Origin of the sequence: Streptomyces sp. NPDC056580, from assembly GCF_042793175.1 — a bacterium.
Taxonomy (GTDB): Bacteria; Actinomycetota; Actinomycetes; order Streptomycetales; family Streptomycetaceae; genus Streptomyces.
The window spans coordinates 533,294-546,478 of the sequence record NZ_JBHTVE010000002.1; the positions used below are offsets into that span (position 1 = coordinate 533,294).

9 protein-coding genes are annotated in these 13,185 nt (G+C 73.4%); 1 reads left to right on the top strand and 8 read right to left on the bottom strand.

All coding sequences use genetic code 11. The features are described from left to right. Positions 1–21: 21 nt before the first annotated feature. From ACFQ9Z_RS06180 to ACFQ9Z_RS06210, 7 genes are all read right to left on the bottom strand, one after another. Positions 22–1,056 carry a helix-turn-helix transcriptional regulator gene (locus ACFQ9Z_RS06180; RefSeq protein ID WP_383011439.1) on the bottom strand — a complete coding sequence of 345 codons (1,035 nt, stop codon included), beginning with the start codon at positions 1,054–1,056 and terminating at the stop codon, positions 22–24. 86 nt (positions 1,057–1,142) lie between these two features. Continuing rightward, a complete protein-coding gene (gene aceE / locus ACFQ9Z_RS06185; RefSeq protein WP_383011442.1) occupies positions 1,143–3,845 on the bottom strand; it encodes a pyruvate dehydrogenase (acetyl-transferring), homodimeric type in 2,703 nt (900 codons plus the stop codon). Positions 3,846–4,119: 274 nt separating this feature from the next. Further along, positions 4,120–4,743 (bottom strand): GntR family transcriptional regulator, encoded by a 624-nt coding sequence (locus tag ACFQ9Z_RS06190; RefSeq protein WP_383011445.1) that lies wholly within the window; start codon positions 4,741–4,743, stop codon positions 4,120–4,122. 177 nt (positions 4,744–4,920) lie between these two features. Continuing rightward, positions 4,921–6,720, bottom strand: a complete 1,800-nt coding sequence (gene sucB / locus ACFQ9Z_RS06195; protein WP_383011448.1) for a 2-oxoglutarate dehydrogenase, E2 component, dihydrolipoamide succinyltransferase — start codon at positions 6,718–6,720, stop codon at positions 4,921–4,923. 62 nt (positions 6,721–6,782) lie between these two features. After that, on the bottom strand, positions 6,783–8,171 hold the full coding sequence (gene lpdA / locus ACFQ9Z_RS06200) for a dihydrolipoyl dehydrogenase (protein WP_365290421.1): 1,389 nt from the start codon (positions 8,169–8,171) through the stop codon (positions 6,783–6,785). Between the two features lie 283 nt (positions 8,172–8,454). After that, entirely contained in the window at positions 8,455–9,981 is a 1,527-nt protein-coding gene (locus ACFQ9Z_RS06205; RefSeq protein ID WP_383011453.1) for a leucyl aminopeptidase, read from the bottom strand. Positions 9,982–10,450: 469 nt separating this feature from the next. Further along, positions 10,451–11,236 (bottom strand): adenosylcobinamide-GDP ribazoletransferase, encoded by a 786-nt coding sequence (locus ACFQ9Z_RS06210; protein ID WP_383011456.1) that lies wholly within the window; start codon positions 11,234–11,236, stop codon positions 10,451–10,453. 92 nt (positions 11,237–11,328) lie between these two features. Here ACFQ9Z_RS06210 and ACFQ9Z_RS06215 point away from each other — a divergent pair, with 92 nt between their 5' ends. Further along, positions 11,329–12,093 (top strand): hypothetical protein, encoded by a 765-nt coding sequence (locus tag ACFQ9Z_RS06215; RefSeq protein WP_383011459.1) that lies wholly within the window; start codon positions 11,329–11,331, stop codon positions 12,091–12,093. A 379-nt stretch (positions 12,094–12,472) separates the two neighbouring features. Here ACFQ9Z_RS06215 and ACFQ9Z_RS06220 read toward each other — a convergent pair whose 3' ends face one another. Further along, on the bottom strand, positions 12,473–13,180 hold the full coding sequence (locus ACFQ9Z_RS06220) for a hypothetical protein (protein ID WP_383011462.1): 708 nt from the start codon (positions 13,178–13,180) through the stop codon (positions 12,473–12,475). Between the last annotated feature and the right edge of the window lie 5 nt (positions 13,181–13,185).

Sequence of the window (13,185 nt, forward strand, 5' to 3'; positions counted from 1 at the left end):
CACGCGGAGTGCGGCGGATCGTTATCCCCCGTCCCCGTCCCCGTCCCCGTCCCCGTCCCCGTCCCCGTCCCCGTCCCCGTCCCCGCGCCCGTAGCGCGCGGCGAGCCGGGCCGCGTCCGCCGCGAACCGCTCCCGCAGGCCCGCCGGCGCCAGCACCTCCGCCTCCGGCCCCAGCGCCGTGAGCTGCCCGTGCGCGACGTCCTCCGACTCCACCGGCACGGTCACCGTCACCCACCCCTCGCCGTCCGGCTCGCCCGCGCTCGCGAGCGCCTCGCGCGCGGCGAGCGGGTCCACGGCGTACGGCAGTCTGCGCGCGCCCCGCGGGGACAGCCGCACGACGACCCCGGCGCGCAGCAGCGACCGGGCGAACCGCTCCACCTGCCCGGCCCAGAACGCGGCGAGATCGAAGTCCGCGACCCGCTCGAAGCGCTCCTCGAGGGCGTCGACCGCGCTGAACCGGTCGATGCGGTACGTCCGGAAGACACCGCCGTCCGCCACCCGCGCGCACAGGTACCAGACGCCGGCCTTCAGCACGAGCCCGTACGGCTCCAGTTCCCGCTCCACCGACCCCTCCCCGCGCCGGTACACGGCGCCGATCCGGCGGTCGGCCCACACCGCCTCGGCGATCACCGGCAGCAGCCCCGGCGTCTCCGGCTCGCGGAACCAGGCGGGCGCGTCCAGGTGGAAGCGCCGGGCGGCGCTGTCCGGGGCGTCGCGCAGGGAGGGCAGCAGCGCGGCGGAGACCTTCAGCCGGGCGGCGCCTGCGGCGTCCTGCAGGCCCATCTCCCGCAGCGCTCCCGGCACCCCGCTCAGGAACAGCGCCTCGGCCTCGGTGCGCGCCAGCCCCGTCAGCCGCGTCCGGTAGCCGTCGATCAGCCGGTAGCCGCCGGCCCGCCCCCGGTCCGCGTACACCGGCACGCCCGCCTCGGACAGCGCCTGCGCGTCCCGGGTGACCGTCCGCTCCGACACCTCCAGCTCCCGCGCCAGTTCGGCGGCGGTCATGGACGGCCGGGACTGCAGGAGGAGCACCATCTTGATGAGGCGGGCGGCGCGCATGGGTTCATGATGCCGGGACCCACTGACACGACAAGGGGCACGGCGGTCGCCGTGCCCCTTGTCAGGAATCGGTGGGAGCCAGTTGCCTACAGCCCGTACTTCTCCCGGGCCTCCTTCACCGCGCTCGCCTTGACCTCGCCGCGCTTGGCGAGCTGGGCGAGCGCCGCGACGACGATCGACCGGGCGTCGACGCCGAAGTGGCGGCGGGCCGCCTCACGGGTGTCGGAGAGGCCGAAGCCGTCCGCGCCCAGCGAGGACCAGTCCTGCTCGACCCACTGCGCGATCTGGTCCGGGACCTGGCGCATGTAGTCCGAGACGGCCAGCACCGGGCCCTCGGCGCCCTGGAGCGCCTGCCGTACGTACGGCACCCGCTCCTCGCCGCGCAGCAGGGCCGCGTCGGCGTCGAGCGCGTCGCGGCGCAGCTCGCCCCAGGAGGTCGCGGACCACACGTCGGCGGCCACGCCCCACTCCTCGGCCAGCAGCTTCTGCGCCTCGAGGGTCCAGTGGATCGCCGTGCCCGAGCCGAGAAGCTGGATGCGCGGCGCGTTGGCCGGGGCGGTCACACCCGCCGTCTCCGCCGTGTTGAAGCGGTACAGGCCCTTGACGATGCCCTCGTCGACGCCGGGCCCGGCCGGCTTGGCCGGCTGGGGCAGCGGCTCGTTGTAGACGGTGAGGTAGTAGAAGACGTTCTGGTCCTCGCCCGGCTTGGCCTCGCCGTACATCCGGCGCAGACCCTCGCGGACGATCACCGCGATCTCGTAGGCGAAGGCCGGGTCGTAGCTGAGCGCGGCCGGGTTGGTGGCCGCGATCACCGGGGAGTGGCCGTCGGCGTGCTGCAGGCCCTCGCCGGTCAGCGTGGTGCGGCCCGCCGTGGCCCCGACCAGGAAGCCGCGGCCGAGCTGGTCGCCGAGCTGCCACATCTGGTCGGCGGTGCGCTGCCAGCCGAACATCGAGTAGAAGATGTAGAACGGGATCATCGCCTCGCCGTGCGTCGCGTACGCGGTGGACGCGGCGATGAAGTCGGCCATCGAACCGGCCTCGGTGATCCCCTCGTTGAGGATCTGGCCGTTCTTGGCCTCCTTGTAGTACATGAGCTGGTCGCGGTCGACCGGCTCGTACGTCTGGCCCTTGGGGGAGTAGATGCCCAGGGACGGGAACAGCGACTCCATGCCGAAGGTGCGCGCCTCGTCCGGGACGATCGGCACCCAGCGCTTACCGGTCTCCTTGTCGCGGACCAGGTCCTTGACCAGACGGACGAACGCCATGGTGGTGGCGACGTTCTGGGAGCCGGAGCCCTTGTCGAAGGCGGCGAACGCCTTGTCGGCGGGGGCGGGCAGCGGGGCCGGCGGGTGGACGCGGCGGGCCGGGGCGGGACCGCCGAGGGCCGCGCGGCGCTCCTGGAGGTAGCGGACCTCGGGGGAGTCGGCGCCCGGGTGGCCGTAGGGGACGACGCCGTCGGTGAAGTCGCTGTCCTTGATCGGCAGGTCGAGCAGGTCGCGCATCGTCTTGAACTCGTCCACCGACAGCTTCTTCATCTGGTGGTTGGCGTTCTTCGACGCGAAGCCCTCGCCGAGGGTGTGGCCCTTGACCGTCTGGGCCAGGATCACGGTCGGCGCGCCCTTGTGCTCGACGGCCGCCTTGTACGCGGCGTAGACCTTGCGGGCCTCGTGACCGCCGCGCGAGAGGTGGAAGCACTCGAGGATCTTGTCGTCGCTCAGCAGCTTCGCCATCTCCGCCAGCGCCGGGTCGGCGCCGAAGAAGTCCTGGCGGATGTAGGCGGCGTCGCGGGTCTGGTACGTCTGGACCTGCGCGTCCGGCACCTGGCGCAGCCGGCGTACCAGCGCCCCGGTGGTGTCGAGGGCGAACAGCTCGTCCCAGGCCGAGCCCCACAGCGTCTTGACGACGTTCCAGCCGGCGCCGCGGAACTGGGCCTCCAGCTCCTGCACGATCTTGAAGTTGGCGCGGACCGGGCCGTCGAGGCGCTGCAGGTTGCAGTTGATGACGAAGGTGAGGTTGTCCAGTTCCTCACGGGCGGCCAGCGCGAGCGCGGCCGTCGACTCGGGCTCGTCCATCTCGCCGTCGCCCAGGAAGGCCCAGACGTGGGAGGCGGAGACGTCCTTGACGCCGCGGTTGGTGAGGTAGCGGTTGAAGCGCGCCTGGTAGATGGCGGAGAGCGGGCCGAGGCCCATCGACACCGTCGGGAACTCCCACAGCCAGGGCAGCCGGCGCGGGTGCGGGTAGGAGGGCAGGCCGTTGCCGCCGGCCTCCTGGCGGAAGTTGTCCAGGTGCGCCTCGTCCAGCCGGCCGTCGAGGAAGGCGCGGGCGTAGATGCCGGGGGAGGCGTGGCCCTGGATGTAGAGCTGGTCGCCGGAGCCGTCCTGCTCCTTGCCGCGGAAGAAGTGGTTGAAGCCGGTCTCGTAGAGCCAGGCCGCGGAGGCGAAGGTGGCGATGTGGCCGCCGACGCCGTGCTTCGCGCCGCGGGTCACCATGGCGGCCGCGTTCCAGCGGTTCCAGGCGGTGATCCGGGCCTCCATCTCCGGGTCGCCGGGCAGGGCCGGCTCGGCGGAGGTGGGGATGGTGTTGACGTAGTCCGTCTCGAGCAGCTTCGGCAGCGCGACGCCGCCCGCCTCGGCACGCTCCAGCGTGCGCCGCATCAGGTAGGCGGCGCGGTGCGGCCCGGCCTCCCTTGCCACGGCGTCCAGGGAGGCCTGCCATTCGGCGGTCTCCTCCGGGTCGCGGTCCGGGAGCTGGTCGAGCGCGCTCGGCTGGATGGCGTTGGGGTCGGTCATGTCGCCGCCTTCCTCAGTCGAAGGGGGTTCCCTCATCGTTAAGGGTTCGGGGTTGCCCTTGGTCTTTGGCAGGACAGGGCAGGCGGACCTCGGTGGAGGTCCGCCCGAGACTCTAACTCCGTGATCGATGATCGATCAAAGGGGTGAAGGGGAAAACTTCTCGATATCGAGAAAGTCGGCACCGGGTGCCTCGCGCAAGGGCACCGAGTGTCGGGGCCGGCAGGGGGTTTTCGCAGGTGGGGCGGCGTTTTGAGCGGGGGTGCGCTCTACTGCGTCAGGCGCGCGGGGCGCAGCCCAGGACGTGGGCCTTGACCAGCTCCGGGATGCGGGGATCGCGGCGCTTGAACGCCTGCACCAGCTCCTCGTGCTCCTCGGCGTAGCTCTGCTGGACCGTACCCAGCCAGCGGATCGACAGCGCCGTGAACACCTCGATGCCCAAGCCCTCCCAGGTGTGCAGCAGCACCGAGTTGTCCGCCGCGCGCACCAGCTCCCGGTGGAAGCCGACCGTGTGGCGCACCTGGGCGGTGCCGTCGGCCGCGCGGTCCGCCTCGTACAGGGCGGTGACGTGCGGTTCCAGGGCCGAGCAGTCCTCGGCGAGGCGGTCGGCGGCCAGCTCGGCCGCGATGGCCTCCAGACCGGCCCGGACGGGGTAGCTCTCCTCCAGGTCGGCGGCGGTGAGGCTGCGGACCCTGACGCCCTTGTTGGGCGCCGACTCGATCAGGCGGAGGGACTCCAGCTCGCGCAGCGCCTCGCGCACCGGCGTCTGGCTGACCTCCAGCTCGGTCGCGATCCGCCGCTCCACGATGCGCTCGCCCGGCTGCCAGCGACCGCTCACGATCCCCTCCACGATGTGCTCGCGGATCTGTTCGCGCAGCGAGTGGACGACGGGCGCGGTCATGGGGGCTCCTCCCAGGGGCTGACGATTAGACAATACGGCGGGTGCGCGCCGCGCAGAGGGCGCGCGGGGGTGCTTTGACGCAGGTGAGACGAGGCTTACACGGTGCGCACCCCGACAAACGCGAACACCCCGCCCGGATTGCTCCGGACGGGGTGCCGCACTGCCTGATCTGGGACGTCAGAGGCCGAGCTCGACCTCGAACTCGCCCGCCTCCAGGATCGCCTTGACCGCCGTCAGGTAGCGGGCGGCGTCGGCGCCGTCCACCAGGCGGTGGTCGTAGGAGAGGGTCAGGTAGGTCATGTCGCGGACGCCGATGACCGTGCCCTCCTCGGTCTCGATGACGGCCGGACGCTTGACCGTGGCACCGATGCCGAGGATCGCGACCTGGTTCGGCGGCACGATGATCGTGTCGAACAGCGCGCCGCGCGAGCCGGTGTTGCTGATGGTGAAGGTCGCGCCGGACAGCTCGTCCGGGGTGATCTTGTTGGCGCGGACCTTGCCCGCCAGGTCGGCCGTGGCCTTGGCGATGCCCGCGATGTTCAGGTCGCCGGCGCCCTTGATGACCGGGGTCATCAGGCCCTTCTCGGAGTCCACCGCGATTCCGATGTTCTCGGAGTCGAAGTAGGTGATGGTGCCCTCGGCCTCGTTGATCCGGGCGTTGATGACCGGGTGGGCCTTCAGCGCCTGGGCGGCGGCCTTGACGAAGAACGGCATCGGGGAGAGCTTGACGCCCTCGCGGGCGGCGAAGGAGTCCTTCGCCTTGCCGCGCAGCTTCATCAGACGGGTGACGTCCACCTCGACGACCGAGGAGAGCTGGGCCTGCTCGTGCAGGGCCTTGACCATGTTGTCGCCGATGACCTTGCGGATGCGGGGCATCTTGACGGTCTGGCCGCGCAGCGGGGAGACCTCGAGCGCCGGGGCCTTCTTCGCGGCGGCCGGGGCGGCGGCGGGAGCCGGCGCGGCGGCGGCCTTCGCGGCCTCGGCGGCGGCGAGGACGTCCTGCTTGCGGATGCGGCCGCCGACGCCGGTGCCCTTGACGGTGGCCAGGTCGACGCCGTTCTCGGCGGCGAGCTTGCGCACCAGCGGGGTGACGTACGCGCCCTCGTCGGTCGCCTGGGTGGCGGTCGGCGAGGTGGGCGCGGCCGCCGGGGTGACCGGAGCCGGGGCCGGGGCGGCCGGCGCGGGGGCCGCGGGCTGAGCCGGTGCCGCGGGCTGGGCCGGGGCGGCGGGCTGGGCCGGGGCCGGGGCGGGAGCCGGAGCGGCGGGAGCGGCCGGGGCCGGAGCCGGGGCGGCCGGAGCAGCGGCGGCGGGCGCCGGGGCGGCCGGAGCCGGAGCGGCGGCCGGGGCGGCACCCGGGGCGCCGATGACGGCGAGCTTGGCGCCGACCTCGGCGGTCTCGTCCTCGTTCACCACGATCTCGAGCAGCACGCCGGAGGCGGGCGCCGGGATCTCGGTGTCGACCTTGTCCGTGGAGACCTCGAGCAGCGGCTCGTCGGCCTCGACGGAGTCGCCGACCGACTTCAGCCAGCGGGTGACGGTGCCCTCGGTGACGGACTCGCCGAGCGCGGGCAGGACCACGTCGGTGCCCTCGGCGGAACCGCCGCCGGAGGCCGCCTCGGCGGTCGGGGCCGGGGCGGGGGCCGCCTGCTCGGTGGACGGGGCGGCCTGCGGAGCGGGCTCGGGCTCGGCGGCCGGAGCGGGCTCGGCGGCCGGGGCCGGGGCGGCCGCGGGGGCGCCGGAGCCGTCGTCGATGACGGCCAGCTCGGCGCCGACCTCCACGGTCTCGTCCTCGGCGACCTTGATGGAGGCCAGCACGCCGGCGGCGGGGGAGGGGATCTCGGTGTCGACCTTGTCGGTCGAGACCTCGAGCAGCGGCTCGTCGGCCTCGACACGCTCGCCCTCGGCCTTCAGCCAGCGGGTGACAGTGCCCTCGGTGACGCTCTCACCGAGCGCCGGAAGGGTTACGGAAACCGCCATGGTTTCGGTTGCTCCTAACGAATTGCGGAAAGTCTGTGTCGTCGCGCCCGTTGACCGAAGGGTCAGTCGTGGGAGTGCAGCGGCTTGCCGGCCAGCGCCAGGTGCGCCTCGCCGAGAGCCTCGTTCTGCGTCGGGTGGGCGTGGATGAGCTGGGCGACCTCGGCCGGCAGCGCCTCCCAGTTGTAGATCAGCTGGGCCTCGCCGACCTGCTCACCCATGCGGTCGCCGACCATGTGGACGCCGACCACGGCACCGTCCTTCACCTGGACGAGCTTGATCTCGCCCGCGGTGTTGAGGATCTTGCTCTTTCCGTTGCCCGCCAGGTTGTACTTCAGAGCGACGACCTTGTCCGCGCCGTAGATCTCCTTGGCCTTGGCCTCGGTGATGCCGACGGAGGCGACCTCCGGGTGGCAGTACGTCACCCGCGGGACACCGTCGTAGTCGATCGGGACGGTCTTCAGACCGGCCAGACGCTCCGCCACCAGGATGCCCTCGGCGAAGCCGACGTGCGCGAGCTGGAGCGTCGGGACCAGGTCACCGACGGCGGAGATGGTCGGGACGTTGGTGCGCATGTACTCGTCGACCAGGACGTAGCCGCGGTCCATGGCGACACCCTGCTCCTCGTAGCCGAGGCCCTGGGAGACCGGGCCGCGGCCGACGGCGACGAGCAGGACCTCGGCCTCGAACTCCTTGCCGTCGGCGAGGCTGACCTTCACGCCGTCCTGGGTGTACTCGGCCTTCTGGAAGAAGGTGCCCAGGTTGAACTTGATGCCGCGCTTGCGGAACGCGCGCTCCAGCAGCTTGGAGCTGTTCTCGTCCTCCACCGGGACGAGGTGCTTCAGGCCCTCGACGACCGTGACGTCGGCGCCGAAGGACTTCCACGCCGAGGCGAACTCGACGCCGATGACACCGCCGCCCAGGATGATCGCGGACTTCGGCACGCGGTCCAGGACGAGGGCGTGGTCGGAGGAGATGATCCGGTCGCCGTCGATCTCCAGGCCCGGCAGCGACTTCGGCACGGAGCCGGTCGCCAGCAGGACGTGACGGCCCTGGATCCGCTGACCGTTCACGTCGACGGAGGTGGGGGAGGACAGCCGGCCCTCACCCTCGATGTACGTCACCTTGCGGGAGGCGACGAGACCCTGCAGGCCCTTGTACAGGCCGGAGATGACGCCGTCCTTGTACTTGTGGACGCCGGCGATGTCGATGCCCTCGAAAGTGGCCTTGACGCCGAACTGCGCGCTCTCGCGGGCCTGGTCGGCGACCTCGCCCGCGTGCAGCAGGGCCTTGGTGGGGATGCAACCCCGGTGCAGGCAGGTGCCGCCGACCTTGTCCTTCTCGATCAGGGCGACGTCCAGGCCCAGCTGCGCCCCGCGCAGGGCCGCGGCGTAACCACCGCTACCACCGCCGAGGATCACTAGGTCGAAAACGGTGCTGGCGTCGTTCGCCACGTCACGTCCTCCATGCATGTGCGCCTTGCGCCGATCTCCGATGACCGGCGGGCGGCTGGTGTCCGGCCGCTTGATGCTTCGGCCCTTCGGTGGGGGCCCTGTCCTGCCGGGCTCCATCTTTGCACTTGTTCGAGGCGGACGAGACGCGGGGCCTGAGTGTGAGACACCCCACGTACTTCCGCAAACGCGGGCGCGCGGGGGCGCGGACGCGGGGACCGCGCGAACGGTCCCCGCGCTCCCGGGGCCGCCCGGCGAGGGGGCGGCCCGGGCTACCGGGCGGTCATCAGCCCAGGTCACCCGCCGCGGTCAGCTCGGCCAGCCGCACCAGCGTGCGGACGGCGGAGCCGGTGCCGCCCTTCGGCGTGTAGCCGAACGGGCCGCCCTCGTTGAACGCGGGGCCCGCGATGTCGAGGTGCGCCCAGGTGATCCCCTCGCCCACGAACTCGCGCAGGAAGAGGCCGGCGACCAGTCCGCCGCCCATGCGCTCGCCCATGTTGGCGATGTCGGCGACGGAGGAGTCCATGCCCTTGCGCAGGTGCTCGGGCAGCGGCATCGGCCACGCGGGCTCGCCGACCTCCTCGGCCGCCTCGTGCACCGCGGAGCGGAACGCCTCGTCGTTGGACATGACGCCGAAGGTGCGGCTGCCCAGCGCCAGCACCATCGCGCCGGTCAGCGTGGCGACGTCGACGATCGCGTCGGGTGCCTCCTGGGAGGCCGCCCACAGCGCGTCGGCGAGCACCAGCCGGCCCTCGGCGTCGGTGTTGAGCACCTCGACCGTCTTGCCGCTGTACATGCGCAGCACGTCGCCCGGGCGGACGGCGGTGCCCGACGGCATGTTCTCGGCCAGCGCCAGCCAGCCGGTCACGTTGACCCTGAGGCCCAGCCGGGCGGCGGTGACGACGGCGGCGAACACGGCGGCGGCGCCGCTCATGTCGCACTTCATCGTCTCGTTGTGGCCGGCCGGCTTCAGCGAGATGCCGCCCGAGTCGTAGGTGATGCCCTTGCCGACGAGGGCGAGGTGCTTGTCCGCCTTGGGGTGCGAGTACGACAGCTTGACCAGCCGCGGGGCCGCCGCCGAGCCGCCGCCGACGCCCAGGATGCCGCCGTAGCCGCCCTTGACCAGAGCCTTCTCGTCGAGCACCTGCACCTTGAGGCCGTGCTCCTTGGCCGCGCCCTGCGCGATGGCGGCGAAGGCCTGCGGGGTGAGGTCGTTCGGCGGCATGTTGATCAGGTCGCGGGCGCGGTTCAGCTCCTCGGAGACCGCGGCGGCCCGGGCCACGGCGCCCTTGTGGGCGGCGTCGCGCGGCTTGCCGCCGAGCACCGTGGCCTCGGCCAGCGGCGCCTTGCCGTTCTTGGCCTGCGCGTCCTTGGCGCTCTCCTTGTACGTGTCGAAGGAGTACGCGCCGAGCAGCACGCCCTCGCCGATCGCGCCGATGGCGCCGGGACCGTCGACGGGCAGCGCGAACGCGGCCTTGCGCGTCCCGTTGAGGGCACGGGCGGCCACACCGGCGGCCTTGCGCAGGGCCTCGGCGTCGTAACCGGCGTCCTTCTCGGGCTCCGTGCCCAGGCCCACCGCCACCACGAGGGGCGCCTTGAAGCCGCCCGGGGCGGGCAGCTTCGTCAGCTCGCCCTCGGCACCGGAGGCGCCGAGGGTCTCCAGGACGCCGGCCAGCTTGCCGTCGTAAGCCTTGTCCACGGCCTCGGCGCCCGGCGCGACGACGGGCCTCTTGGCACCCTTGGCGACACCGATCACGATCGCGTCGGCCCGCAGGCCGGGCGCCGCGGCGGTGCTGAGAGTCAGAGCAGTCACGGTGGTGAGATCTCGCTTCCGATGTGAAGTTGCTGTGGCCGAAAAGGGGTGGGTCGACCGGGCCCGACAGCCGACCCTAGGCGCAGGCCTGGAGACGGGTGGCAACCGGGGCCTTCACCCTGTCGGCGAACACCCGGGACGAGACTACGCGCGTGCGCCCGTTCCCTCATGCCCGTGGGTGGTCCCCGGACCATGCCTTCGGGTAATCCCTCGGCCGTGCCTTCGGGATATCCCTATGCCCCGGAACCCCGGCCCCGAGGGTCACCCCGGCGACCGGGCTGCCGGCGAGGCGGCGGCGGCCGGGGGAGAGCACCGGCGGCGCGTTCAGCGGGAGGAGTGCCGCGGCGGCCGGCCACACCATGCCGGAGCAGGAACCGGCCCTCGGCCGGCAGCACGTGAGCACGGGTGATCCCCCCCGATCGAAACCCGTCCGTGTGCGGAAGGGGAGAGATGTGCGGAACGGGAGAGACTAGCGGCCGAGGGACAGCACCACGAGGGCGCTCGTCGCGGCCGTCTCCGCCAGGGCGCCGAACACGTCGCCGGTGACGCCGCCGAAGCGCCGGGTGCAGTGGCGCAGCAGCAGTTCGGCGGCGGCCAGGGCGAGCGGTACGGAGGCCGCGGCGCGCAGGGCCCCGTACGGGCCGAGGGCCGCGCCCCATACGGCCGCCCCCGCCGTGACGGCCGCCGCGACGGCCAGCGCGCCCGGCGCCGGAACCACCCCGGCGACCGCCGCGCCCAGCCCCTCCGGCCGGGCGGCCGGCACCCCGGCGCGCGCGGCCAGGGTGAGCGCCAGTCTGGCCGTGACCGCCGAGGTCAGCGCGGCGGTGGCGCCCCGGGTCCAGGAGTCGCCGTAGAGCTGCGCCAGCGCGGCGGTCTGGGCCAGCAGGACGAGCAGGAGGGTGATCACGCCGAACGGCCCGATGTCCGACCGCTTCATGATGCGCAGCGCGTCCTCGGCAGGCTTGCCGCTGCCCAGCCCGTCGGCGGTGTCGGCGAGTCCGTCCAGGTGCAGTCCGCGGGTCAGCGCGGCCGGTACGGCCACCGAGGCGACGGCGGCGAGCAGCGGACCGGCGCCCAGCAGGAGCAGCAGCAGCCCGAGCCCGGCCGCGCAGGCGCCGACGGCGAGTCCGGCCACCGGGGCGGTCAGCATGCCCCAGCGGGCGGCCTCCCGGTCCCAGCGGTGCACCCGGACGGGCAGCACGGTGAGCGTGCCGAAGGCGAAGCGGAGGCCGTGGAGGGAGGGGGTCCTGGACACCGGCGCAGGCTACCGGGCGCAGGCCCGGGCCCCGGCAGGTGAATCCGGCGAACGGCACTCAGGGGCGGGGCAATTGCGGGTAATGTGCGCACATGGGGCACTGGTGGGAGCGGAACATCCTGGAGCCGGGCAAGCTCCCGCTGCTGCTGGCCCTCGCCGCCTTCGTGCTGACCTTCCTCGTCACCCGGGTCATCACCCGGCTGATCCGGGCCGGCAGGGGCCCGTTCGGCAACGTCCGGGCGGGCGGACTGCACATCCACCACGTGGTCCCGGGGGTGGTGCTCACCGTCGTCGGCGGGTTCGGGGCGGTCGCCAGCGACCGGCACGGCGCCGGCGGGGCCGTCGCGGCCGTCGTCTTCGGGATGGGCGCGGGGCTGGTGCTGGACGAGTTCGCGCTGATCCTGCACCTCGACGACGTCTACTGGACGGCGGAGGGCCGCAAGAGCGTCGAGGCCGTCGTCCTCACCGCCGCCCTGGTCGGCCTGCTGCTGGCCGGCTTCGTGCCGTTCGGCGTCAACGACCTGTCCGAGCAGGAGCTGGAGAACAGGGGCAGCGTCATCGGCACCATCGCGGTGAACTTCCTCTTCGCGCTGATCGCCCTGAGCAAGGGCAAGGCCCGCACCGCGGTCTTCGGAGCGATCGTGCCGCTGGTCGCGCTGGTCGGCGCGATCCGCCTGGCCCGCCCCGGCTCCCCGTGGGCCCGCCGCTTCTACGGCCGCCGCCCCCGCGCCCGCGCCAGGTCCGCGCTGCGCGCCTACCGCCACGACCGCCGCTGGTCCGGCCCCCGTCGCGCGGTCCAGGACTGGATCGGCGGCAAACCCGACCCCCGCCCGACCCGCCTCCCGGACCACCACTGAGCGCTCCGCGCTGGGCGGTTCCCTGGAGGCCGCCGGGGCGTTCGCGGCTGGGTTGGGGGGCGGGGTGCGGTCCGGGGTGGGTCCGGGGTGGATGGGGGGAGCGGTCTCCAGCTCGGTCGATCTGGCTGCCTCGCCGCCCTGGAGCGCTCCGCGCGGGGCGGTTCCCTGGAGGCCGCCGGGGCGTTCGCGGCTGGGTTGGGGGGCGGGGTGCGGTCCGGGGTTGATGGGGTGGAGTGGTCCCGAGCTCGGTCGATCTGGCCGCCCTGGAGCGCTCCGCGCGGGGCGGTTCCCTGGAGGCCGCGATCACTGAGCGCTTCGCGGGGGCGCGAGCCCCGTGGCCGTCGGCGTCCCGCTGCCGGGCAGGGGGCCGGCGGGTCGTTCAGGGGCGGAGCGGAGGCGGGGTGGGGCTGGGGCCGGGGGGACGGCCGGGGCGGTAGGGGGCGCGGTGGCGCAGGGCCGCCGCCAGGCAGAGGGCGCCGACGCCCATCAGGGCGGCCAGGTGCTCCTTGCCGGCCAGGTTCTCCTTCAGCAGCACCTCGACCACCATCGCCGCGGTCACCGCGCCCGCCGTGACATAGGCGCCGTAGCGCCAGCCCACGTACACGGCGAGGCCGACCACGGCCGCCGAGGGCCCGGTGTCCACCACCCGGGCGTCCGAGGCGGGCAGGCCGAACGGGGCGTGCGGGCCGAGGGCGATGCCGGTCCGCGCGTACAACGTCCCGGCGAGCGTGGCGACGTAGGCCACGGTCAGCGTGCGCCACCAGCCCAGACAGATCTCGGCGATGCCGAACACGAACAGGATCTGCGCGAGCGCCCCCCACACGGGCAGGTCCAGGGCCGGCACGAACAGCGACAGCGGCGTGCGTAACAGCGCCTGCCACAGCGGGTCCTCGGCCCGCACCGCCCCCACGTCCTGGACGAACCGGTAACCCCAAGGCTGGTTCTGCGCGTACTGCAGCAGCGCGGTCAGGCACACCGCGCCGACGGCCATCGGCGCCGCCCGCAGCCGCCGTTCGCGCAGGGGCCCGCGCACCGTGACGTACAGCGCCCCCCACTCGGCACGGGCCCAGCGGGCGAGCCTCTCCATCAAGC